22 protein-coding genes and 3 pseudogenes are annotated in these 22,941 nt (G+C 38.2%); 12 read left to right on the top strand and 13 right to left on the bottom strand.

Annotated features, from left to right (window positions below):
- From ACFINY_RS04860 to ACFINY_RS04815, 10 genes and pseudogenes are all read right to left on the bottom strand, one after another.
- Positions 1–537, bottom strand: a pseudogene (locus ACFINY_RS04860) (cell envelope biogenesis protein TolA); the annotation flags it as partial.
- A gap of 107 nt (positions 538–644) precedes the next feature.
- On the bottom strand, positions 645–1,097 hold the full coding sequence (gene tolR, locus ACFINY_RS04855; RefSeq protein ID WP_375611761.1) for a protein TolR: 453 nt from the start codon (positions 1,095–1,097) through the stop codon (positions 645–647).
- Between the two features lie 15 nt (positions 1,098–1,112).
- Positions 1,113–1,826, bottom strand: coding sequence for a protein TolQ (gene tolQ / locus ACFINY_RS04850; RefSeq protein ID WP_375611760.1), 714 nt, complete (start codon positions 1,824–1,826; stop codon positions 1,113–1,115).
- Positions 1,827–3,513: 1,687 nt separating this feature from the next.
- Positions 3,514–3,954 (bottom strand): tol-pal system-associated acyl-CoA thioesterase, encoded by a 441-nt coding sequence (gene ybgC / locus ACFINY_RS04845; protein WP_375611759.1) that lies wholly within the window; start codon positions 3,952–3,954, stop codon positions 3,514–3,516.
- A 217-nt stretch (positions 3,955–4,171) separates the two neighbouring features.
- Entirely contained in the window at positions 4,172–5,266 is a 1,095-nt protein-coding gene (gene ruvB, locus ACFINY_RS04840) for a Holliday junction branch migration DNA helicase RuvB (protein ID WP_375613207.1), read from the bottom strand.
- Positions 5,267–5,279: 13 nt separating this feature from the next.
- Positions 5,280–5,894: a Holliday junction branch migration protein RuvA gene (gene ruvA, locus ACFINY_RS04835; protein WP_375611757.1), complete on the bottom strand. Its 615-nt coding sequence runs from the start codon at positions 5,892–5,894 to the stop codon at positions 5,280–5,282.
- A 13-nt stretch (positions 5,895–5,907) separates the two neighbouring features.
- Positions 5,908–6,423 carry a crossover junction endodeoxyribonuclease RuvC gene (gene ruvC / locus ACFINY_RS04830; RefSeq protein WP_375613206.1) on the bottom strand — a complete coding sequence of 172 codons (516 nt, stop codon included), beginning with the start codon at positions 6,421–6,423 and terminating at the stop codon, positions 5,908–5,910.
- A gap of 1,409 nt (positions 6,424–7,832) precedes the next feature.
- A pseudogene (locus ACFINY_RS04825) lies at positions 7,833–7,966 on the bottom strand (DUF1465 domain-containing protein); the annotation flags it as partial.
- Positions 7,967–7,999: 33 nt separating this feature from the next.
- The gene (locus ACFINY_RS04820) at positions 8,000–8,518 is read right to left on the bottom strand and encodes a DUF1465 family protein (RefSeq protein WP_375700898.1); all 519 of its coding nucleotides are present in this window, start codon (positions 8,516–8,518) and stop codon (positions 8,000–8,002) included.
- 180 nt (positions 8,519–8,698) lie between these two features.
- The gene (locus ACFINY_RS04815) at positions 8,699–9,841 is read right to left on the bottom strand and encodes an OpgC family protein (RefSeq protein ID WP_375700897.1); all 1,143 of its coding nucleotides are present in this window, start codon (positions 9,839–9,841) and stop codon (positions 8,699–8,701) included.
- A gap of 365 nt (positions 9,842–10,206) precedes the next feature.
- Between ACFINY_RS04815 and ACFINY_RS04810 the strand changes: the two genes are divergently transcribed.
- Entirely contained in the window at positions 10,207–10,869 is a 663-nt protein-coding gene (locus ACFINY_RS04810) for a thiamine phosphate synthase (RefSeq protein WP_375700896.1), read from the top strand.
- 311 nt (positions 10,870–11,180) lie between these two features.
- A complete protein-coding gene (locus ACFINY_RS04805) occupies positions 11,181–11,921 on the top strand; it encodes a TIR domain-containing protein (protein WP_375700895.1) in 741 nt (246 codons plus the stop codon).
- Positions 11,922–12,198: 277 nt separating this feature from the next.
- Here ACFINY_RS04805 and ACFINY_RS04800 read toward each other — a convergent pair whose 3' ends face one another.
- Positions 12,199–12,507 carry a type II toxin-antitoxin system RelE/ParE family toxin gene (locus tag ACFINY_RS04800; protein WP_375611751.1) on the bottom strand — a complete coding sequence of 103 codons (309 nt, stop codon included), beginning with the start codon at positions 12,505–12,507 and terminating at the stop codon, positions 12,199–12,201.
- Positions 12,485–12,673: an antitoxin gene (locus ACFINY_RS04795; RefSeq protein ID WP_375611750.1), complete on the bottom strand. Its 189-nt coding sequence runs from the start codon at positions 12,671–12,673 to the stop codon at positions 12,485–12,487. The genes ACFINY_RS04800 and ACFINY_RS04795 overlap by 23 nt, the downstream gene beginning before the upstream one ends.
- A gap of 497 nt (positions 12,674–13,170) precedes the next feature.
- Between ACFINY_RS04795 and ACFINY_RS04790 the strand changes: the two genes are divergently transcribed.
- From ACFINY_RS04790 to ACFINY_RS04745, 10 genes and pseudogenes are all read left to right on the top strand, one after another.
- Entirely contained in the window at positions 13,171–13,536 is a 366-nt protein-coding gene (locus ACFINY_RS04790; protein WP_375680196.1) for a helix-turn-helix domain-containing protein, read from the top strand.
- Positions 13,537–13,906: 370 nt separating this feature from the next.
- Positions 13,907–14,272: a helix-turn-helix domain-containing protein gene (locus ACFINY_RS04785; protein ID WP_375680196.1), complete on the top strand. Its 366-nt coding sequence runs from the start codon at positions 13,907–13,909 to the stop codon at positions 14,270–14,272.
- Positions 14,273–14,616: 344 nt separating this feature from the next.
- Entirely contained in the window at positions 14,617–15,660 is a 1,044-nt protein-coding gene (locus ACFINY_RS04780) for a tetratricopeptide repeat protein (protein ID WP_375700894.1), read from the top strand.
- A 606-nt stretch (positions 15,661–16,266) separates the two neighbouring features.
- The gene (locus ACFINY_RS04775) at positions 16,267–16,635 is read left to right on the top strand and encodes a helix-turn-helix domain-containing protein (RefSeq protein ID WP_375632054.1); all 369 of its coding nucleotides are present in this window, start codon (positions 16,267–16,269) and stop codon (positions 16,633–16,635) included.
- 634 nt (positions 16,636–17,269) lie between these two features.
- A complete protein-coding gene (locus ACFINY_RS04770) occupies positions 17,270–17,668 on the top strand; it encodes a hypothetical protein (RefSeq protein ID WP_375649877.1) in 399 nt (132 codons plus the stop codon).
- A 164-nt stretch (positions 17,669–17,832) separates the two neighbouring features.
- Positions 17,833–18,042, top strand: coding sequence for a hypothetical protein (locus ACFINY_RS04765; protein WP_375700893.1), 210 nt, complete (start codon positions 17,833–17,835; stop codon positions 18,040–18,042).
- Positions 18,003–18,401: a helix-turn-helix domain-containing protein gene (locus ACFINY_RS04760; RefSeq protein WP_375611779.1), complete on the top strand. Its 399-nt coding sequence runs from the start codon at positions 18,003–18,005 to the stop codon at positions 18,399–18,401. The genes ACFINY_RS04765 and ACFINY_RS04760 overlap by 40 nt, the downstream gene beginning before the upstream one ends.
- A 441-nt stretch (positions 18,402–18,842) precedes the next feature.
- Positions 18,843–19,418, top strand: coding sequence for an elongation factor P (efp, locus tag ACFINY_RS04755; protein ID WP_015856958.1), 576 nt, complete (start codon positions 18,843–18,845; stop codon positions 19,416–19,418).
- Between the two features lie 11 nt (positions 19,419–19,429).
- Complete coding sequence (locus tag ACFINY_RS04750) at positions 19,430–20,221, top strand: inositol monophosphatase family protein (RefSeq protein ID WP_375629708.1); 792 nt, start codon at positions 19,430–19,432, stop codon at positions 20,219–20,221.
- 6 nt (positions 20,222–20,227) lie between these two features.
- Positions 20,228–20,906 (top strand): annotated as a pseudogene (locus ACFINY_RS04745) (inositol monophosphatase family protein); the annotation flags it as partial.
- A gap of 495 nt (positions 20,907–21,401) precedes the next feature.
- Here the strand turns inward: ACFINY_RS04745 and ACFINY_RS04740 are convergent.
- Positions 21,402–22,682: a hypothetical protein gene (locus ACFINY_RS04740; protein ID WP_375611744.1), complete on the bottom strand. Its 1,281-nt coding sequence runs from the start codon at positions 22,680–22,682 to the stop codon at positions 21,402–21,404.
- Positions 22,683–22,941 lie beyond the last annotated feature (259 nt).

Genomic DNA, 22,941 nt, shown 5'->3' with positions numbered 1-22,941 from the left:
AGGCATCTCAGGCGCAACCTTGGGCGCATCCTCCGGTGGTGCCTCCAAAGGCATCTCAGGTGCAGCCTTGGGCGCATCCTCCGGTGGTGCCTCCAAAGGTATCTCAGGCGCAACCTTGGGTGCATCCTCTGTTTTTGCTTCTAATAATTCTGGTTTTGTAAGTTCGGGTGCAAATGTTTCTGACGTGTTCTCGCTTGATGGTGGCGATGCTGTTTCAACGGGACGCGGCTTTTCCTTTGGTTGAAATGGTGCAAGACTATCTATTTGTCCCTCTCCAATATGGCGTGCATCTTCTTTCTCTTGTGGCTGCATAGTTGGTTTGACGGCAGGGATTGCACGGATAGGAGCCCTCACGGCTCCTTGTTGAGAGGAAAACTCGTCCACCAAAGGAGCAAGAGTGATGGGAATTGCTTCCAACGGTTGTGGTAAAGAGACAGAGTTTGTAAACTGAACGGCTCCCCAACTGAGAAAAATGACATGGACCACAAGGGATAAAGCCAAGCCTCGTTTCATACTATGATAGGAGTCTTTGTTCATTCTTTATGCCTTACTTATGCCTTACATTTTTTCATTTTTAATCACTCTATGCTCTTTTAAAAACATCTTAAAAACAACCGGTTATGCACAATTTTATTACTTATTATTTATTGTGCTAAACTTGCTAACGCGACTTGAGAAAACCCCGCTTTTTGAATATCTGCCAGCAGTTTTAATACTTGCTGATATTCAACAGTTTTAGCAACCCGTACAAAAACCCGTTGATCTTTTTGTGTAGCATCTGCTTCCAGAAGAGTTTTCAGGTGTGCAATCAGGGACTGTGACGTTTCATAATAATCTTGATTAATGGCAAAGCGCCCTTGCGCGTCAAGTGAAACCGTAAGAGGTGTTTTTTGAGCTCGTACGGGACCCGCTTGACTACGAGGCAAATCTAGAGGAACACCGTTCACTAAAAGGGGGGCAGAGACCATAAAAATAATCAACAAGACCAGCATGACATCCACAAAAGGAGTGACATTGATCTCACTCATCAGTTGGCTTCGTGAATGATGCCGCCTACGTGTATTTTTGCGAGAAGAAGAAGCAACAGAAAAGCCCATGGGATAAGATCCTTTTTATAAAGAGGAAGGTGCTGTGCGTGTTTCATCAATACGCCGCGATACAATTGTTGAAAATTCATCGGCAAAATTTTCTATTTGTGCAATGATGCGCGCACTTTCATGAGTCAACTTGTTATAAGCAATAACAGCTGGAATTGCTGCAAACAAACCAATAGCGGTTGCCAAAAGCGCTTCTGCAATCCCTGGCGCGACAATGGCAAGTGATGTATTTTGAGAAGCTGAAATAGAAAGAAAAGATTCCATAATACCAATAACTGTTCCAAAAAGTCCGATAAAAGGTCCCGCAGATCCCAGTGTCGCAAGAAAACTTAATTTTGATTCTATTTTTTCACTTTCACGTCCCAGCGTCAAATCCATAGCCTTATCAATTCTGCTCTGCAAACTTTTCGATGTATGGGTCCCTTTTTCAAGAGATTTTTTCCATTCAACCATTGCTGCCATAAAAACTGCGGATATACTATTGGTACGTTGACTTTTGCATGATGCATAAAGATCTTCTAGCGCTTTGCCAGACCAAAATGTGCGTTCAAACTGCTTTATTTCACGCCGTATTCTCCGATACGTAAAAATTTTATCAAAAATAATTGCCCAACTCCAGATAGAAGCGAGCAGCAACCCGATCATAACACCTTTCACGATCCAACTCGCTTGCATAAACAAATGCAACATTCCAATTGTTTCTGGATTCGTTAGTTCTAAATGCGGCATAATTTTTGTCCCTCTAAATGAAAGATGCATTTTTAAAATTTATAAAACAGATTATTTTATAGTTTCTAAATTTAAGTAAAGACTCTAGTCTCACATAAATCCATGCGCTAAAACAAGACTTGTTTCTTAAATTTCCTTAAAAAGTGATGACGAGAGACATCCCTCAATGCACGCCCCTCTCATTTCACAACAGCATTTATGAAAAATATAACGATCAGGATTTCTCCATAAATGCTATAAAAATAAAAGATATAAAAATGCATGATATAAAATCTATTATGCACCACCATCTTTACGCTTATGAAAAGAACGCTAAATCATCATACGCGTTTCTAGCTTAAAATGCTGCAATAAGTCTTAGCACTTGAAAAGATTCATAAGAGGCATTTATTCCTTTCTTAAGTGTTTTTGTACCCACTCACCAACTCCGCTTGTGACATGTAAGAAAATGTTTTTGATTAATTCGCGGCAATAGAGCTTGAAAAGAAAAAGTTTTACAAGTTTCAGAATTATCTGAAAGTGACAACGCAATGTATTATCATTGTAAATAAATATGTTATCATCATAAAAGATGACGCTTTGCCTCAGGCTATTGTTTCTCTCATTCTTTAATAAGATCACACCATCGGGCACAAAAAACGACACTAAACCACCCTAAAACGCCTCACAACAATGCACCTCACCTAGGCCCCCTATAAGTCCTATATAATCTAGTGTAAGTCTCATGTAATCTCATTGTGTTGTGAATTAGCCCCTTTCAATGCCTATCATCTCTCTGGCACCTTGGTATAACGTACAAGCTTCTGTGACATGAAAAAAGCCTTTTCACATTTTTACCTCATCAAAACCGGCTTCTTCGCTCTCTTTGCTCACTTGCGATATTTGATCATTATTGCATTGAGAATGATCCATAAGGAACATTTTTACAATTTTTTCAATGGTTTATATTGTTCTCTTATGATGTATAAGCAAATGATTTTAATTGTTTCAACATGAACAGATCTGAAATGAAAGTATTTTATTCTATTCCTCTATTGGGGTTTGTGCCCGTGAGAAGTGATAATATATCTTTTTAAGTCAATATATTATATAGAATAATATGCTTTTGAAACTTTAAATGCAAGAATGCATTTCTGCTTTGTATACATTGATCTCTCACTCATTCACTACGTTTAGAAGCGCACATAAAGTTATGCATGATGGATAGAAATGGATGAGAGACGCGCTCTTGTGAGACCAAATGACAATCCAGTAAAAAAACAAATCAAATTGCTTAAAAACACCCTTTGGGTGTTTTGAGACAATTTTCGACCTAATAGCTTATTATCCCTTTATTGCAATATGTTGCTGGGTATATACATTTTTATTTTTTTATATTTTGTACCTTTTCGCTGTTTTCTGATGCCAACAAACCTTTCTTCAAAAGAAAGAAAAATATCTTGAGCTTATAGCAGAAAATGGATGATATGACATTGATTTCGAATCATAACATGGATGGGGCGTGTTTAATTTTGTGGGATATCATCTTCAATTTATTGTAGTTATTGTAGCAGAGGTGCTTTCTTTTGCTGTATCATATAACCTTATTGAAAAACATTTAGGCTATAATAAATGTATAGTCTTAGATTATAGATTACTTTATATCTGCTGATCTCTCCTGAAACTGCTAATTCAATGAATAACACTTTTAACCAAGCATTTTTGCAAAAAGCTCTTTGGGTAAACGTCGCGGTTTTGCCTCCTCATTAATCAGAGCAATTTCAACTTTGGCTGTTACCAACGTGGTCATCTCATGCAAAATAGATTGCTCCATAAAAAAGCGGGCCCCTTGGATATGAGTAACACGTGTTTTAACGACTAAAAGATGATCAATTTTAGCGGGTCTTGAAAAATTAATTTCCATATGACGAACAACAAAAAACAGTTTTTCCCCCTCACCCCCTGCTGCTAACATCTTATTATTAAAACCGGTATCGCGTAAAAACTCTGAACGTCCTCGTTCAAAAAACTCAAGATAACGCGCATGATAAACTACACCGGAAAAATCTGTATCCGCAACATAAACGCGGACCTGAAAATTATGAAAAGCGTTTGTATGATTGCTCTTAAAAGGTGTTATTTCTGTCATCGACTTCATATCCCATAAAATCATCTAATATAGCAAATTATCTATCAATCAAAAGATTGAACACATTTTTGTGTTGAAGTTGTGAAAAGCAAAAGCAAAAAATCTTTAATAGTGCCAAACCTTTTTAGCCAGAATATGCTAAAAGAAGGCACGTCTCTTGTATTTTATGACCTTGCTATAAAATATTCACATAGTTTCTTTTAACAAAGAGAATGCCTTAGTCATCTTCCCCATCCCATAAAGATGTCTGAAGTGATGAATTGTCTTGAGCATCAGAAAGTTGAGAACGCCTTTGTATAGACGTTGTAGAGGCTGGAGCAGAAAGCCCTAAATGGCTCCAAGCCTTTTCAGTTAGAATGCGTCCACGAGCGGTTCTTTGAATAAAACCTTGTTGAAGCAAATACGGTTCAACAATATCTTCAATGGCATCGCGTGGTTCTGATAAAGCAGCAGCAATTGTTTCAATCCCCACCGGCCCCCCTAAAAAAGTTTCCGCAATCAGGAGCAAGTAGCGGCGGTCAAGCGGATCAAGCCCAAGATGATCAACCTCAAGGCGCGAAAGGGCTTCATCGGCGATTTTTTGGTCAATTTGTTTTGCCTGTTTAACCAGAGCAAAATCACAAACGCGCCGTAAAAGCCGTCCGGCAATACGAGGCGTCCCGCGTGCTCGGCGTGCAATTTCATGAGCACCATCATCACTGATCTTAACGGCAAAAAGTCGTGCATTACGCTGCACAATATATTCCAATTCTTCTATCGTATAAAAATTGAGACGAATTGGGATGCCAAAACGGTCTCGTAGAGGTGTGGTTAAAAGCCCCAAACGTGTGGTTGCTGCCACCAAAGTAAATTTAGCCAGATCAATTTTCACCGAGCGTGCGGCCGGCCCCTCCCCAATGATCAAATCAAGTTGATAATCTTCCATGGCTGGATAAAGAATTTCCTCAATCGCCGGATTTAAGCGATGAATTTCATCAATAAACAAGACATCACGTTCTTCAAGATTGGTCAAGAGAGCGGCTAAATCTCCTGCTTTAGCGATGACCGGCCCTGAAGTAGAGCGAAAATTAACGCCTAATTCTTTTGCCATAATCTGTGAAAGCGTTGTTTTTCCCAACCCCGGTGGCCCTACAAACAAAACGTGATCCAGCGCTTCTTGCCGCGTTTTTGCTGCTTCAATAAATATTTTTAAATTAGCCCGCGCCGCTTCTTGACCAATAAAGTCATCGAGAACTTGTGGCCTCAAGGAACGATCTGGATCGTTAGGAAGGGGGGCGGAACCCAGAAGGCGTTTATCTTCATCTTTATGCATTGTTACCTTGATTTTAAGTAGGAGAAGAAAGCAATTTGAGACTATGGCGGATCAGCAGGGCAGAAGAAACAGTTTCCCCCTCAAGAGCATTCATCGCAAGAGCAAGAGCACGAGATGCATGCTCCCGTTCAAACCCTAGCTTCATCAACGCGGAAAGCGCATCATGCGCAGGTTGATTGGTCATCTCACGCTGAGAAACCGAAACAGTCTTGACCGCTTGTTCAAAGGGGAGTGTTTTACTTTTCAGTTCACCCACAATTCTTTCACTGACTTTTTTACCAACGCCTGGCGCTCGACTAATCATCGCAACATCGTTTAAAGCAATAGCCTGTGCAAGTTCATCTGGCGATAAAGTACCCAAGATTGCCAAAGCAACCTTTGCCCCTACTCCAGGAACATTTTGTAGAAGACAAAACCACTCCTGTTCAGCTCTTGTAGCAAAACCAAAAAGGCGGATTGCGTCTTCCCGAACATGCGTTTCAATAAAAAGGCTTAACGCCTCCCCAACAGAGGGTAAAGAAGGACGCAGCCGATTTGACACAAAAACAACATACCCCACACCGTGAACATCAAGAAGGATATGATCATCAAAGATATGTTCAAGAGTGCCCTTTAATTTGCCAATCATGCTTCCACCCCACTCATATCGCCATCCTTGCCTGATAAGATCGGTCAATACTGTTACGGTGCATACTATGACAAAGAGCAAGAGCAAGAGCATCAGCCGCATCACTGCTATCAAATTCAGCCCGTGGGAGGAGAACTTTGACCATCATATGGATTTGTTCTTTAGCCCCATGTCCAACCCCAATAACTGATTTTTTCACTTTGTTGGGCGCATATTCAAAAACAGGAAGATTTGCTTGCGCAGGAACCAGCAGTGCAATTGCACGCGCTTGGCCAAGTTTTAAAGTTGCTGTAGCATCTTTGTTGACAAATACATGTTCTACAGCGGCTTCATGGGGCATAAATTGATGCACAACCTCTGAAAGACCTTTGTGGATCTGACATAGTCTGGAAGCCAGCTCACACTGTACATCAGAAGAAACCGTCCCTGCTGCAATAAACTGAAGACGATTACCCGCAACATCGATAACGCCCCACCCTGTACGCCGTAATCCGGGATCAATACCTATAATACGAATCGTCTCTGCCATAAACTACAGTCTATACACTTTTCCCCCCTGTGAATAAAGATGTGAATAAAGACAAGACCACAAAGAAACCAGCAACCCAAGACAAAACCAGTAAAAAGATAATCATATCCCCCAAATTTATACAATTATAACACACAACGAACAGCATCTTTATGGAATACACTTTATGAAGCATAACTGAAATCAATCAAAACCATTCACACATCACAAGCAAGCACCTTATCAAGCACCCTCTAAAGCATAAAAATTCCCTTTCTGTATCATTTCCAATGCCATAATGGTTAAACATCGCAAACGAGCAAATAGATCAGTGCTGGATTGCACATTCATAAGTATAAAGAGGCTATGCAATGGATAGTATACACTTTACGGAAACTTTTTACATTATAGCATGACGCTACCACAATAACTCAACACATTGATTTACAAAGATAATTAATTATTTTGTATGTTGCATAAGAATCCCGAATATCCTAAGATTTTCTCATTACAAATCTGTTTATATTGAAGCAATCAAAACCATTCTCTTACATATGAAACGTGGGATTGCCGTATAGAGTGAAACTGTACAAGAAAGGACTAAAAATGCCTCTAATAAATTGACTCAAGTGCCAAGAGCTTGTCGCAACATTGGGGACTGGCAAAGATGATGATAGTGTCGGCTTTTTCCTTTGCAAACGTAAAGATGAGGAGAGCTCAACGAATGTGAATAAGAACTGAGAGGTGTTTTTGAGTATACTCATCACACCACAATGACATTGCATATAGAGGGACATTGCATAGGGGCACAGGGAACCCATGGGACATTCATTATATGGCACTTTATTTTGGATATTTTATTTTACGCGAGGGAAAATAACTTCCATTCAAAACAAAAGAAGCCCCAAAACTGCAACAATGTGTATCATCCTCATTAACACACACTTTACAGCAGCTTTATAGGCATAAATTATAGAGCATAAATAAATTGATGTACAAGCCCCTACTCTATCTTAGAGCCAAAACAAAATCACACGATAGATCAACAGAAAGTGTTCCAGCTGCAATCAACCAAAGCCGATTTCCCACAAAACCAACCATACTCCATCCCATGCCATATTCGAAATCAATACTTATACACCCCCTCTAAGCTATAAGCTCAAGATATTTCTACGCCAAATAGAAATTAGGCAGAAAAAAACACTCTAGATTAGTTTTAATTGTGAAATTTCGGTTGTAAAAAAAATGGGTATACTGCTCTAAATATCGTAAGAAAGAAGCAAGGAGCTATTCTTCTCAGAACGCCCAAAAGCTGTTTTCAGTAATTCAATTTATTTTCCCACTGGATTATCATCGCTTAAACGTACAGCCGCCGCTTATTGACCAAAGCGCTTAAACTACAGCCGCATCTCTAAATGAAACAAAATGCACGCTTCTAAACGTAATGAATGAGAACAAATTGACGGAAAGTTTCTGGCAATTCATGCCAATGAGGGGTTTCAAGTTCCAATGTCGGTGTATGAAGTGACACTTTTACAATTTCTTTTTTTATTTGTTCTGATGATATTTCCCCTTCGCACAAAGCAAGGGAGTACCTCTAAGAACGCCCAAAGGCTGTTTTGAGCAATTCGATTTGTTTTCCTACTGGATTATCATCTTCTAGAGCAGAGGAGGCCGCAGTTTCCCACCCAGCACGCATATAGGTTATCCGCGCTTCTAAACGCAATGAATGAGAAACAAATTGGCGAAAAATTTCTGGCAATTCATGCCAATAAGGGGTTTCAAGTTCCAATGTCGGTGTATGAAGTGATACTTTTACAATTTCTTTTTTTATTTGTTCTGATGACATTTCCCCTTCACGCTCTGCGCGAAGAAGAAGGAGTTGAGAAGCGATTTGCATAAGTCGTGTACTTAAATACATAGCCTCTTTCGCATAAACTGCAGAAACCTCTGCCGAAAGAGAGCGTGCTACTAATTTCCCTTCTGAGTCAATATACGCTGCGGTTTTTTCAATCAGCGCCATTGTTTCTTCATAGAGACGATTAAAAGCATTTTCAAAAGCATTATGCTCAATCATGATAATAGGTTCATCATATGGACGTTTATGTACACTCACGCTTTTATACTCCAAGTATCAGCACAAAATCATACCCCTTAACGAATAGAGTATTAAAAAGTTTCTTTTGTTGCTGTATAGAACGCTTTTTTTTAAAACTGCTACCTCTTTTAATTTTTTTGCGCAACGCACTTTTTATACTAAGGTTAACGTGCCCAACAAACACTACAGGAATATTTTTTATAAACGGATCATTTTCCTTGAAAAGGACCACTGCCAAGATTGCCGTTTTTCACAATAATAAGCGACTCCAAATTGCAAAGCAATACCCGTTATTATTAAGAGGGTATCGGAAAAAAACGTTTCTGTCATCACTGTTTTTATAATTTGTCCAAACATCGCAAAAATGGTTCCCGTTACAAAGACCGGTAAACTATGTTTTCCTAAGATTGCTAAAGGATGTTTTGGAGAGACATAAAACCATTTATTGATGCGCGGCAAAGAAAGAATGAGAAAGGCTAATGCAAGAACATGGAGTAAACGTGGCAAGCTTAAAAAGGTTTTATTAAAGTTCAACAATGGGGAAGACCAGCCAAGCCACCCCAAAATGCCCCACCAATTTAAGCGAACCCATGACAGCGCCAACAAGAGATACGCTGCCGCACAAACAATCCAAAAAGACTGAAAAGCGATTTTTTTTCCTTGTTTAAGCGCTAAAGTACTGGTCAATCCTATGACAAATAAGAATTGCCAAGACAAAGGATTTAAAAACCACTTTCCCTTTAAAGGATAAGAAGGAGGAGCAATTTTGTAAAATCCGCAGATAAGATACAATGTAAAGGAGCCCAAAAGCAGCCATTTTGTCTGCTTACAACTCAAATAAAGGATAAAAGGCGCAAAAAACATCAAAACGATATAAAGAGGAAGAATATTATTATATCCCAATTGATGCCCAAAGCTTAAGGTACTCAAAAATGCGATACTAGGCTCTTTAAAAAAGAGTCCCACATTGTTCATCGATAAAAGTTTTTCTGTTCGCCATAATAAAAAGGCAGCAAAAAAAAGACTTAACGTGACAAAAGTCGTAAAAAGATATGCCCCATAGAGCTGCAGAGCTCTGTACCAAAGTTTTCGGATAATAAAAGCAAAGGATTTTTGCTGTAATCGTCCATGAAAGCTTAACCCAAGAGCAATCCCTGAAAGCAAAACAAACACTTCTGCACAATCAGAAAAACCGAAGTTTCTATGAGTAAAAGACTCATAGATCGTTCTGGGAATATGGTTGATGAAAATCGTCAATAAGGCCAAAGAACGAAAAACATCAATGCGTGTATCACGATGAGAAGGTTGAGTATTATGCTCAAGAATACCTTGGTATTTCATCAGTGGACTCCCACACGTTGCACCCCCCTTGAAGTCCCATAAAAATGGTGCTTACCCTTATTGCCAACAAGCATGAACAGGATGAAATTTTAATTTTTAAGAGTCAAGTTTCATTTTAAGCGTTTATTTTTTTAAAAGCAAAAGTTTTTTAAAGGCAAAAGAACGAAAAGCGTCCATACGTGTATCACAACAAAAAGGCGACATATTATGCTTAAAAACACTCTCATTTCTCATAAACAGGCTTCCACACACCCACAAATCCTTTAAATTACGTGAAAATGGTGGTCAGTTTCATCGCAAATAAGCATAATAGAATGAAACTTTAATTTTTAAGCGTTATTTTTTCTAAGAAACAGGGATTTGACATGACACAACAAAAAAATAAACCAATTGATCCACCTCTTTTCCCTCAGTTGATTTTAACACTTGATGTTCGGCGCAACACCCCACACACATTTTTGCAGCAAATTTTACAAACAAAGTCTTTTGCATGCGTCATCCTCTATGATTCTGAAAAATTGAAAGATGATAGCTCTTTTTTACAACAACAAGCGCAAACTTACGCAGAAGATATTCAACATCATGACGCAGCCCTTCTCATTGCTGATGACAGCCGCATTGCTGGGCGCATAAAGGCTGATGGATTGCACATAGAAAATGATCTTAACGCTCTTGAAAGCTTCAAAAATCAGCAAAAGGAACAAAAAATTATAGGCTTTGGCAATTTACGCAATCGCCATAGTGCTATGCTTGCAGCGGAAACAGGTGTTGATTACCTGTTCTTTGGAAAACTCGGTGCTGATAAAAAACCCCAAGCGCACCCCCGCAATCTCCAGTTAGCAACATGGTGGGCAGAAATTATGCAAACCCCCGCCATTATCCAAGCAGGAAGCGATTTTTCAACCTTTGATGAAGTCTTAAAGACTGGATGTGAATTCATTGCTGTAGAAGAAGTCATTTTGAGGAACAACAACCCCTTAATACTGCTTAAAACAATGCAAGAAAAATGTGAGAACACCCCCTTGTAATATAGGAGGAGAATTTATAAATAAAGCGTTAACTTTCGTGTTTCTTATATAGAGAACATAATGGAATATATAAATAGGAGAAAAATTCGTTTCGTTCATTCACAATTCAATCAGATCGCTTCATCACGCAGTAAAATTTCCCATCATTTAGTCAAGTTTTCCCACGTTTCAATCAATTGAATGGAAGGTGACCGTCTCTTTTTGTGCATAGTATAAGAAAATGAAATCATAAAGCTATTTAAATTCAAATAGTTATAAAAATAAATCAACATTTTATATTAATAACCAGCGATATTGAAAGAATATAAACAGTGAAATATAGCGGCACCTTCGAAGACCTTAAAGATATAGTTAAAACAGCTGGATATAAAATCATAGAAACTAAGTCTCTATCACTTAATTCTTCTAAAGGATATCAGATCAAAACCTCCGAAGGAGGCGTTATTAATTGGTATGAAAGCACAGGAAAACTTCAAGTTCAAGGCAGCGAAAACATAAAACAAAAGTTAATAGAAGATTTAGCAAAGCATATAGAAGAAACATCAACGATTCTTCTCTCAAAAATGGCTTCCAATCCTTCAAATAAAAAAATCTTTATCGTTCACGGTCATGATCGTACTGCCCTAAAGCAACTTACATCTATTCTTAATGATTTTAATCTTGAACCATACATTTTACAAAATACGAGTGGTAATGGCTTAACCATCATTGAAGCTTTAGAAAAAGGAATCTGTAGCGATTTCATAAAATTTGGTATTGTGCTGCTTACTCCCGATGATATAGGCTATGCCAAATCTGCCGGCAAAAAAGCAGCACAACCCCGTGCACGACAAAACGTTATTTTCGAAATGGGCATGTTAATCGCTGCACTTTCTCGCAAAAATGTCGCTATTCTAAAAAAACAAGACCTTGAACTCCCTTCAGATATTAATGGAATTATATACCTTCCTTTTAAAGAACACGTAAAAGAAACACTTAAAGATCTTTCTCATCGACTATGTGAAGCCGGCTTCAATTTAGATGCGAAGAAAGTTACTACAGCATCACGTTAAATTTGAATAATGCTTATGTTTATTTTTTTTAAGTGCACGCCCAAAAACACGTAGCACCCCACCACATGCCACAGACACACCCATTCTATAGGCTCAAAGAAACGATTCCCCTCACCCTTTTTCAAACAGCAAGCAATTGTGCAAATTTAAATGAAGGGACAGCAATTCACTACCGTGGAAGAAATCATTTTAATCCCTTTGATAAACACGGAGGCTGTTGTCATGATTTTGACAATCATTCCAGAAAGGTTTAAGAGGCAGATAGCCTCTGATTAGATTAAAGAAAAATAGGAAATTCACGTCGGGCATGTACTACAGCTACAATTTCGATTTTATGTGCAGCTACTCGATACAATATAAGGTAATTTGGATGCGCTACAATTTCTCGTAATCCTAATACCTTCTCACTCTGTCTGTATAAATATGGATGTTCAGCCAATGGCAATACAGATGCTTCCAAAAACCTTTTCATTCGGCGCGCAGCAGATGGTTTCTCGCGAGCAATATAGGTAACATCTGACGCAAATTGTCGCGCGCCGAAGACAACCAAACAACCGGAAGCATCACTTGTCCTGTTCAGCTTCAAGCTGACTGATTATAACTTCCATTTCAGCCATAACCTCATCATGCGGAATAGGAGGATATGGATTTGCAAGACTGCTCGCTACCTTATCGCGCAGCCATGCAGTGTAGCTGCTTTCCTGTTCAACGGTTTCGAACTCTGAAATTAGCGGAGAAAGGGTGGTCTTCATAATATATGTCCTTTCTATTCCTGAATATTGGAGATAATTACTCTTGTCTATGTTGTCAATATTAGCGAATTGAAAATGTTTAACTTTTAAGCGTCCAAAGTTCTTTTGATCTTAAAACTTAAGGCTTTTTAACCCTCTCAAAAAACACGGGGGCTGATGTCATGATTTTGACAATCATTCCAGAGAGATTTAAGAAGCAGATAACCTCTCATAAAAAAACAAATTTTGTAAGTAAAAAACTATTTTTATTGTAAATTTCCTGAAATTACTTTATGAATTAAAAGATGTTTTGGTCGCATACGCAACGACCAAAAGGGGCCTTGAAAACCCTAAGTTCTAGCGTAAAGATGAGCCCACTTTGTGGGTATCCCGGAATTCCGGGAGTTTTTGCTATGTCCAGGTGCTTTAAGCACTAAAAGCAAAAAGGCTGATTTGAGTTCAGTATTTTCAAGCTCCCGGAATACTCATGCGAGGGCGCTCGCAACCGGCGGGGAAAAATGCAATCTCAAAATCTTAATATTGATCTTTTTATTGGCAAAAAAATTCGTTTGAGACGAAAAATGCTAAAAATGTCTCAAACAACTTTAGGGCACGCTTTAGGCGTAAGCTTCCAACAAATTCAAAAATATGAAAAAGGCTTAAATCGTGTCAGCGCAGGGCGTTTAATGGAAATTTCTGATATTTTGAATGTTCCCATTGCCTTTTTTTATGCCGATATCATTACAAAACACCAGCCCCCGTATCATCATGATGAAATCGCATCAAGCACAGAGGAATACCTGCTGCTCAAAAGATTTAGAGTTCTAACAACGGTAAAAAAGAAAGCCTTTTTACAGCTGATCTCTGATGAGAATGCAAGCTAACATCACGCGATAGTGTGTGCTATTCAAAGTCCCCTTTGTGAACACTTTATTGCTTGAATGCAAAACATGCCACCCCTCCATTTTAAGAAACGACACGTTAAGAGACACTATTTTAATTTTTATTGTAAATTTCCTAAAATTACTTTATGAATTAGAAGATGTTTTGGTCGCATACGCAACGATCAATAGGGCCTTGAAAACCCGAAAACTCAAACATGAATTTATCCCACTTTGTGGGTATCCCGGAATTCCGGGAGTTTTTGCTATGTCCAGGTGCTTTAAGCACTAAAAGCAAAAAGGCTGATTTGAGTTCAGTATTTTCAAGCTCCCGGAATACTCATGCGAGGGCGCTCGCAACCGGCGGGGAAAAATGCAATCTCAAAATCTTAATATTGATCTTTTTATTGGCAAAAAAATTCGTTTGAGACGAAAAATGCTAAAAATGTCTCAAACAACTTTAGGGCACGCTTTAGGCGTAAGCTTCCAACAAATTCAAAAATATGAAAAAGGCTTAAATCGTGTCAGCGCAGGGCGTTTAATGGAAATTTCTGATATTTTGAATGTTCCCATTGCCTTTTTTTATGCCGATATCATTACAAAACACCAGCCCCCGTATCATCATGATGAAATCGCATCAAGCACAGAGGAATACCTGCTGCTCAAAAGATTTAGAGTTCTAACAACGGTAAAAAAGAAAGCCTTTTTACAGCTGATCTCTGATGAGAATGCAAGCTAACATCACACGGATAGCGTGCGCTATTCATAAGCATTCATACGTATTTTAAAAAGCAACCTCCATTGTAAGAATTTTTTCATTTTAGGGGGATAAGCCCTTGATATAATAGAAGATAAGCATCTTTACATACGATAACCCTTCATCATTATTATTTTTAACAGAACTGTTTTAAACAGTCTGTCTCTCGTCGACATTTATGCTACTTTTTTAACTTACCCAATCCTACCTTGAACCAAGACGAAAAACTGAGAGATAAAAAGTAATATAGAAATGAAATTCTTATACGGCTTGTAATGATGAAAAAAAAATGTGAAAATTCTGATCGGTAATGAGGAGAAAACACCATGATCAAGAGAAGCGTGAAGCTGCTCATCTTAGGCGTGATTGGGCTTGCAAGTTCTGCTGTAAGTTCAGCGGGAAACACTGAAGAAATCTCAAATTCTGAAAGCTCTTTCAATACGATTCAAGAAGCTTCAAACACTCAAGAACCCTTTCAGCCCTTAAAAGCTGGAGACTATGACCAAGCCTATGACTATTACATCCAAGGTTATTATTTAAAAGCTTTTCGTGAAGCACTCCGACGTGCTGAAAAAAATGATCCTTTTGCACAAACTCTTCTTGCCCGAATTTATATGGAAGGATGTGCTGTTCCTATTGACGGTGCGCGTGCTGCTTTATGGTTTGAACGTGCTGCAAAACAGGGGGAACCCCAAGCACAACTACGCTATGGACTTATGTTGTTTGATGGTAACTTTATAAAACAAAATCAAGAACTTGGTGCGCAATTCATTCAAAAAGCTGTCAAAGCAGGCGTCAAGGAAGCCTATTTTTATTATGGACAACTGCTTCTTTATAAAGCCTCACAGGAAAAACAAGCTCTCCCTGGTGTTTCTTCCCAAAGTCGTGAAAATGAAGCAATAGAGCAAGCCTTAAAATGGTACTTAAAAGGTGCTGCTCTTGGGGATGCTGAAGCGGCTTTTTCTGCTGCAAAAATTCTTTCCTTAGGCACATTAAAGCGACCAAAGGATGATCGCAATGCCCGCAAGCTCATGGAGGTAGCGGCTCAAAACAACCACTTAAAAGCTCAACTTCATTTAGCACAATGGCTTGTACAGGGGCGTGGAGGAGAAACAGATTTTCAGCGTGCTTTTCATTTACTTCAAAGAAATGCGATCAACATGATTGCACCAGCACAGATTTCCCTTGCAAGGCTTTATCGAGATGGCACAGGAACAAAAGGCGATATAATAATGGCAGCGGCATGGTATATGCTCGCAAAGGAGGCAAAAATGCAAGCTCCTGATCTTGAAATAATGCTCCAAGGCATGGATAAGGCACAACTAGAAAAAGCGCACAAAGAAGCAATAAAGCTCCTTCCTGTTTTTTAAAATACTCCTCTCTGCATCAAAAAGATAAAATTTATAGAAATTCCGGGAGATTTTGCTCTGTCTAGGTGCTTTAAGCACTAAAAGCAAAAAGGCTGATTCGGATTCAGTATTTTCAAACTCTCGGAATACCAACGCGAGGGCGCTCGCAACCGGCAGGGGCTTTAAAATGCGAGCCAAAAATCTTGATAATGACATTTTCATTGGTAAAGAAAACGCACTGGTATCATTTGCTTAAGCAAACAATATCCAATAAGCAAAAGAGCTAGGCTATCCCGAAAATTCCGCAAGCTCTATTTTTTCATTCTTTTTGCTTGGATGAAAAACACGCCAACTCTCATTAAAAAACTATTTTTTATTGCCAAGCCTCCGAAATTACTTTACATATTGAAAGGTGTTTTGGTCGCATACGCAACGACCAATAGGGCTCTAAAAACCCGAAACCTCGTACATAAATTTACCCCGCTTTGCGGGTATCCCGGAATTCCGGGAGATTTTGCTATGTCCAGGTGCTTTAAGCACTAAAAGCAAAATGCTGATTCGAGGTCAGTGTTTTTAGACTCCCGGAATACCAACGCGAGGGCGCTCGCAACCGGCGGGGGCTTTAAAATGCGAGCCAAAAATCTTGATAATGACATTTTCGTTGGCAAAAAAATTCGTTTGAGACGAAAAATGCTAAAAATGTCTCAAAAAACATTAGGTCAACATTTAGGTGTTACTTTCCAACAAATCCAGAAATATGAGAACGGCTTAAATCGTGTCAGCGCAGGGCGTTTAAAAGAAATTGCCGATATCTTAAATGTTCCACTTGTCTTTTTCTATGCAGATATCTTAACAAAACAACAGCCCCCGTACTCTCATGATGAAATCGCATCAAGTACAGAAGAATACCTACTGCTCAAAAGATTTAGAGTTCTAACCTCGATAAAACAAAGAGCCATTTTACAATTACTCTCTGATCAAAATGAAAGCTTTTAACATCATAATATAAGGCGCTACACTCTCTGTTCTTGACTTGCCTCCCACCCCTCAAAGGACAGAAGCCCCTTCCCTATCCAGTTGGGAAACAATCCGTCTTCTCAGAACAGAACTCTTTTAGCTTCCCATTTTATGTGGTTCATTTCACAAGATTATCCGGACAAGCTCTCCCTCAAATATTCACCACACACTCTCATAAAAACATCACATGTACAAAGTTTTATGCCTTACAAACACCACACCTCAAACGACAGTATTTTACAGCAAACAGAATAAGCATTCATACGTATTTAAAAAAAGACAGCCCTCAAAAAGCAATGCTTGAAAATTTTTTTGGTCGATCTGGAACAGAACCTAACGCATCATTTTATAATGGTGATAGAGGACATGATCTTAACATGCAAACGCAAAAAATTGCTTTTTTATCATAATCACTAAAAGCAGCTGTTTATTAAAATATACGCCACCAGAAGCACTTCAAGCAGCCTTTACAGCTGAAACCATTATTCATTGATTAATTAACCGATTGATTAGATACCGATATGTTGTTAATGTGCTATAAGTAAAGTTGCTCTTAATTTCTGGAAGAGGAGCTTCGCAAATAAAGAGCAACAATAAGTAAGGGGAATTAAAGATGTTAAAATATTTATTGCTGTCACCGGTTGTGTTGGTGGCTGGTTGCGCATCTGTAGGCAATTATTCATCAAATTATGTTGATCAAAGTCTTACAAAGCGTCAGGCACAATTAGTTGCTAACAAATTTATTAGCGATATCAAGAGATCTCTACCACCAGCTACAACCACACTTCTTATAAAGAAAAATAATACAGCAGACAACTTTACTCCTTTATTTATCAATCTGTTGCGACGGAATGGATATAATGTGATCTATACAGATCAACCTCAAAAGCAACAAAATATGGGTGTAACTTTGAGTTATAGAATAAGATTAAATAGTAGAGTTATAGTGTCTCTTCTTCAGTATAATGTGAACGGAGAACCACGTGCTCATATAAGTACTCAGCCCAAATGAACCCGCTATTTAATGTAAACATTCTCTATATTTTACACGTAAAGACTTAAAAGTTCTTGCGAAAGGCAAAGAGATTTGCACCTCAATAAAAAACCTCATTTTTAGCCAGAGTGGATAAATTTTATTATAGATTGTGACAATACAAAATAGTGTAAATTATAGCTTTGAGATTAAAGAAGAATACTAAAAATAATGAAAATGCCCCACACCCTAGTGAATTGTTACGCGAAGATGTAAATGCAAAACTTGGCTTATCTGTGATTGAAGCAGCTGAAGAGTTTTCTATATCCCGTGTAGCATTTTCTAGGGTTTTGGTAAAAATCCTTATAACGACATTTTCAGCGGCAAATTCATTGGCAAAAAAATTCGTTTGAGACGAAAAATGTTGAAGATGTCTCAAAAAACATTAGGTCAACATTTAGGTGTTACTTTCCAACAAATCCAGAAATATGAAAACGGCTTAAATCGTGTCAGCGCAGAGCGTTTAAAAGAAATAGCCGATATCCTAAATGCTCCACTTGTCTTTTTCTATGCTGATATCTTAACAAAACAACAGCCCCCGTACTCTCATGATGAAATCGCATCAAGTACAGAAAAATACCTGCTTTTAAAAAAATTTAGAGTCCTGACCTCGATAAAACAGAAAGCCTTTTTACAGCTGATCTCTGATAAGAATACAAACGAACACCCCGCGATAACACACACCACGCTCTATCCCATGAGACACTCATAATAAACTCCGTATTCACATATTCATCACATATTCTTAATTAAAAACACCTCATGGTTTTAGGGAACTTATATCATTGCCATCAATTATATTATTGCCATCAATGATGATATTTTACGACACAACGGGATAAATTTCCCCAAAAATTCTAAAAAATTTTTGTGCAAATTTTTAAAAAGCTTGCGTCTGAGCGCTTTTTATGGTCTTGCAAAGAACTGAAAAGCAAAAATACATAAAGGTCCTTTTTTACTTAAGCTTTTCTCTTTGCAAAAAGTAGGAGAAAGCCCATAAAGAGCACACAGGACCATGAGAGAGCCGCAAGGTTAATCAAAGGGATTTTAGCCCGAAAATAACAAAAGAGCTTGACTGTTAAAGGCAGCAAAGAAAAGCGCCATAAAAACAACAAGAGAGTTCTTTTTGCAAGAATAGAATTGGATAGAAACGATGAAAATTAATGGCAATGAAATTCGCCCTGGTAATGTGATCGAACATCAAGGAAGTTTATGGGTTGCTGTTAAATGTAACGCTGTAAAACCAGGAAAAGGTGGTGCATTTAACCAAGTTGAAATGAAAAATTTGATTGATGGTACAAAACTTAATGAACGCTTTCGTGCTGCTGAGACAGTTGAACGCGTGCGCCTTGAACAAAAGGATTTCACATTTCTTTATCAACAAGGGGATGCTTTGGTCTTTATGGATTCAGAATCTTATGAACAACTTGAACTTCAAAAGGATTTTGTTGGTGAACGTGCTGCGTTTCTCCAAGATGGGATGACTGTTACAGTTGAACTTTATCAAGAAAAGCCTATTGGCATCTCACTTCCTGATCAAGTTGCTGTCACGATTGCAGAAGCCGACCCTGCCATCAAAGGACAAACGGTTACCTCCTCTTATAAACCCGCCATTCTTGAAAACGGGATTCGTATTCTTGTTCCCCCCTTTATGAATGCTGGTGAACGTATCATTGTAGACACCAATGAGTTGATTTATTTGCGTCGTGCAAATGAAAAAGATAAATAAAGGAATAAACAATGGCCCATTCTGCAGTCATGAATGTCATGGTGCAAGCTGCAATGAAAGCAGGACGCTCGTTGGTACGTGATTACGGTGAAGTGCAAAATTTGCAAGTGTCTTTGAAAGGACCAGCAGATTATGTCAGCCAAGCAGATCGCAAAGCGGAAAAAATTATTTTCAATGAATTAAGCAAAGCGCGCCCCAAATTTGGTTTTCTGATGGAAGAGTCAGAAGAAATCATTGGAGAAGATTCACAACACCGTTTTATTGTTGACCCTTTAGATGGCACCACAAATTTTCTCCATGGCATTCCTTTTTTTGCTGTTTCCATTGCCTTAGAAAGCCAAGGAAAAATCGTTGGTGGTGTCATTTACAATCCCGTGAGTGATGAACTCTTTACCGCAGAACGCGGGTGTGGTGCTTTTTTCAATGACCGCCGCTGTCGCGTTTCTGCTCGACGCAGACTAGAAGATTGTGTCATTGCTACAGGAATGCCTCATTTTGGTCGCCCAAATCATGGAGCCTATCTTATTGAATTACGTAATGTGATGGCAGAGGTTGCCGGACTTCGCCGTTTTGGTGCTGCTGCGCTTGATTTAGCTTATGTTGCTGCTGGAAGAACCGATGGCTTTTGGGAAGATAACCTGCAAATTTGGGATATGGCTGCTGGAATATTGATGGTTCGTGAAGCAGGTGGTTTTGTCACCGATAAAGAAGGCGGCAACAATATATTTCGCAAAAAAAATATCATTGCCGGCAATGAACACATTCGCCTAAAATTAGAAAAAACCCTCAAAAAAGGCATTTAAGCCTAAAAAAATCCAGCAGATTACCTCAGCCAAGCAGATCGCAAAGCGGAAAAAATTATTTTAAATGAATTAAGCAAAGCGCACCCCAAATTTGGTTTTCTGATGGAAGAGTCAGAAGAAATCACTGGAGAAGATTCACAACACCGTTTTATTGTTGACCCTTTGAGATGGCACCACAAATTTTCTCCATGGCATTCCTTTTTTTGCTGTTTCCATTGCCTTAGAAAGCCAAGGAAAAATCGTTGGTGGTGTCATTTACAATCCCGTGAGTGATGAACTCTTCACCGCAGAACGCGGGTATGGTGCTTTTTTCAATAACCGACGCTGTCGCGTTTCTGCTCGACGCAGACTGGAAGATTGTGTCATTGCCACGGGAATGCCTCATTTTGGTCGCCCAAATCATGGAACCTATCTTATTGAATTACGCAATATAATGATGGAAGTTACTGGATTGCGCCGTTTTGGCGCTGCTCTTGAGTTTATCTTATGTCGCCGCAGAAAAAACCGATGGTTTTTGGGGAGATAACCTGCACATTTTTGATAAAACTACCAGCATACTGATGCTTCGCAAAACCGGTGTTTTTGTCACTGATAAAGAAGGCGGTAGCGATATATTCCGCAAAAAAAATATCATTGCCGGCAATGAACACATTCGCATCAAACTATAAAAAAAACTTCAAAAAAGCATTTAATTCTTACAGTTTTTTACAAAACCCTTAGAACCTTAAACAAACACATGAAGAAAGAGTTTTTAATTTTCTTTCAAATAACGATAGGAAATAACTGATTAGATAGTGACAAAAAACATCACCACGAACAAAAAATGTACTTGCTATAAGCCCCCACAAAAGCAATCCCCAATAGCTTACCTTATTGACGTTTCTGTTATTCAAATTCCCCTGCAAACAAGCTGCAAAAGGCAATAAACACAAATCCCATCATAACCAAACGCCACAAGAAACAATTATCGCACCTGAGGCAAAAACCTCTCCTACTTCTCTTGAGAGATCACTCTTACACTGCGCGCAAAAACTTGACTCTAGAAGAGCCCACTCTCTCCTTTTTGGTAAGAGCTGCGGCATATACCTCTATTCTCTTTTCACAAAAATACGCAATTATGCCAATTTCCATTAATATATTAATTCATACAATTGTTATCAGCTTCTCCTTCTTTTCAGCATTATTCTAAAGTATGTATCAAATAGGCATGGGATTTATAAAAATGCACATTTTTGTTCTCGAGAATTGCTTCTTGAAATTCGCTCACGAACTGTTCTTGATCTTTTTTGATAGCCTCTTCCAGTGCATTTACCTTTTCATCACCAAAAATGATTTTTAATTTTTCTTTTGAATTTCCTATTTTGACAAGCATTTTCCAAAAGATCCATTGATTATCACATTTCTTACTTGACCACTTCATCCATTCTATGACTCCTAATTTATAGGCTTTTTCATATGTTGGAGTCTCTTTAGCAATACGCAACCCCTTTTTCTTTTCTTTATCTTTCTCTCTACAAACATCAATGTCATTTCTAACCGTGGAGTAACGACAATCCTTATCAAAGGCCATATATCCTTCTTTTACCGTATCAATAAGCTGCTTATAGTAAATAAAAGTTTTTCTTGCCGCTTTATAAGCACTGGAAATATCATACAATAATGCTAGAAGCTCTCTTTTACAAATGCATAGTAATTCAGCATCTCTAGGCAGACTAAGATACCAACAAGACAGTATCTCTTCTAGCGTTTCATATTCTGTATATTTAGGTATATCTTCATAATAAATTTCCAAAGACTTTAACTCTTCATAGTATCCTGAAGCCTTGTCTTGTAGTTGCTGTTCATATTCAGCCGTAATCATATCATCAATCATATATAACCACCAATGAAACAACAGCATTGTAGGCTTATAGCGCTTTTTTTTCGTCAAAGGGTCCACAAACTTTCGTAATGTGACACCATTCTGTCTCATGAATCGCACAACTTTAGGATAAGTTTCTTTAAAAATTGGACGCATCATTAATTCATTTATTTTTTTGATATGTTCATCAGTCAGTTCTTTTGTCAGCGCCTTTTCATACAAAAACCACGCTTCTCCATATCCTTGCATACAAATATCTTTTACCATCAAAGGCCATTGTCCGCTCGATTCAGAAGATAGCCAATGTTCAGGATTTTTTATCTCCAGTAAATCTCTTTCCCAATGCTTTGCTTCTTCATCCCATTGTTTAATCCATTTTGGCGATATTTTTTGAGTTTTTTTAACAAGCCTTTGTTCCCATTGTGCAATAATATCGTGGTATATCGCGCACTCTCGATCTTTTAGCTGCAGTAATTTCTCATATTGCTCAAGTTGTTCACTTAATTGCTTTTTCTGATAATTTGCTAACCAAAGACTATAGATTATGCTCCCTATTATAACTATTCCTACTATAACTATGAAAGTATCGTGATCACTCATTCTTGCTTTCTTCTATCCTCACCAACATTTAACGCAGCTCTTTTATCGACTTCTCGATATTGCATCATTATGTGTATATCTGATTTGAAAATCACTACATATTCTATTTTAATAAAAACAATACACAAAATATAGATGTTTTTATTGGTAAAATAAAACAATTTGTATTTAATTGTACTGCTCTAATGATTTATGCACTTTTAAGAAGAGCTTTATAATTCTTAAAATGCACTCCCACAATATTGGTTCAAAGTACTCA

Source organism: Bartonella sp. AA23NXGY (genome assembly GCF_042197165.1).
Taxonomy (GTDB): domain Bacteria; phylum Pseudomonadota; class Alphaproteobacteria; order Rhizobiales; family Rhizobiaceae; genus Bartonella.
This window is presented reverse-complemented; position numbering and strand designations above follow the sequence as displayed.

Bases quoted from the DNA above. Each gene is read 5' to 3' on its own strand.
- tolR (WP_375611761.1), bottom strand. From the start codon at position 1,097: ATGGGCTTTTCTGTTGCTTCTTCTTCTCGCAAAAATACACGTAGGCGG.
- ACFINY_RS04790 (WP_375680196.1), top strand. From the start codon at position 13,171: ATGCAATCTCAAAATCTTAATATTGATCTTTTTATTGGCAAAAAAATT.
- ACFINY_RS04750 (WP_375629708.1), top strand. From the start codon at position 19,430: ATGGCCCATTCTGCAGTCATGAATGTCATGGTGCAAGCTGCAATGAAA.
- efp (WP_015856958.1), top strand. From the start codon at position 18,843: ATGAAAATTAATGGCAATGAAATTCGCCCTGGTAATGTGATCGAACAT.
- ruvC (WP_375613206.1), bottom strand. From the start codon at position 6,423: ATGGCAGAGACGATTCGTATTATAGGTATTGATCCCGGATTACGGCGT.
- tolQ (WP_375611760.1), bottom strand. From the start codon at position 1,826: ATGCCGCATTTAGAACTAACGAATCCAGAAACAATTGGAATGTTGCAT.
- ACFINY_RS04770 (WP_375649877.1), top strand. From the start codon at position 17,270: ATGTTAAAATATTTATTGCTGTCACCGGTTGTGTTGGTGGCTGGTTGC.
- ACFINY_RS04785 (WP_375680196.1), top strand. From the start codon at position 13,907: ATGCAATCTCAAAATCTTAATATTGATCTTTTTATTGGCAAAAAAATT.
- ACFINY_RS04795 (WP_375611750.1), bottom strand. From the start codon at position 12,673: ATGAAGACCACCCTTTCTCCGCTAATTTCAGAGTTCGAAACCGTTGAA.
- ruvA (WP_375611757.1), bottom strand. From the start codon at position 5,894: ATGATTGGCAAATTAAAGGGCACTCTTGAACATATCTTTGATGATCAT.
- ybgC (WP_375611759.1), bottom strand. From the start codon at position 3,954: ATGACAGAAATAACACCTTTTAAGAGCAATCATACAAACGCTTTTCAT.
- ACFINY_RS04815 (WP_375700897.1), bottom strand. From the start codon at position 9,841: ATGAAATACCAAGGTATTCTTGAGCATAATACTCAACCTTCTCATCGT.
- ACFINY_RS04775 (WP_375632054.1), top strand. From the start codon at position 16,267: ATGCGAGCCAAAAATCTTGATAATGACATTTTCGTTGGCAAAAAAATT.
- ruvB (WP_375613207.1), bottom strand. From the start codon at position 5,266: ATGCATAAAGATGAAGATAAACGCCTTCTGGGTTCCGCCCCCCTTCCT.
- ACFINY_RS04810 (WP_375700896.1), top strand. From the start codon at position 10,207: ATGACACAACAAAAAAATAAACCAATTGATCCACCTCTTTTCCCTCAG.
- ACFINY_RS04780 (WP_375700894.1), top strand. From the start codon at position 14,617: ATGATCAAGAGAAGCGTGAAGCTGCTCATCTTAGGCGTGATTGGGCTT.
- ACFINY_RS04740 (WP_375611744.1), bottom strand. From the start codon at position 22,682: ATGAGTGATCACGATACTTTCATAGTTATAGTAGGAATAGTTATAATA.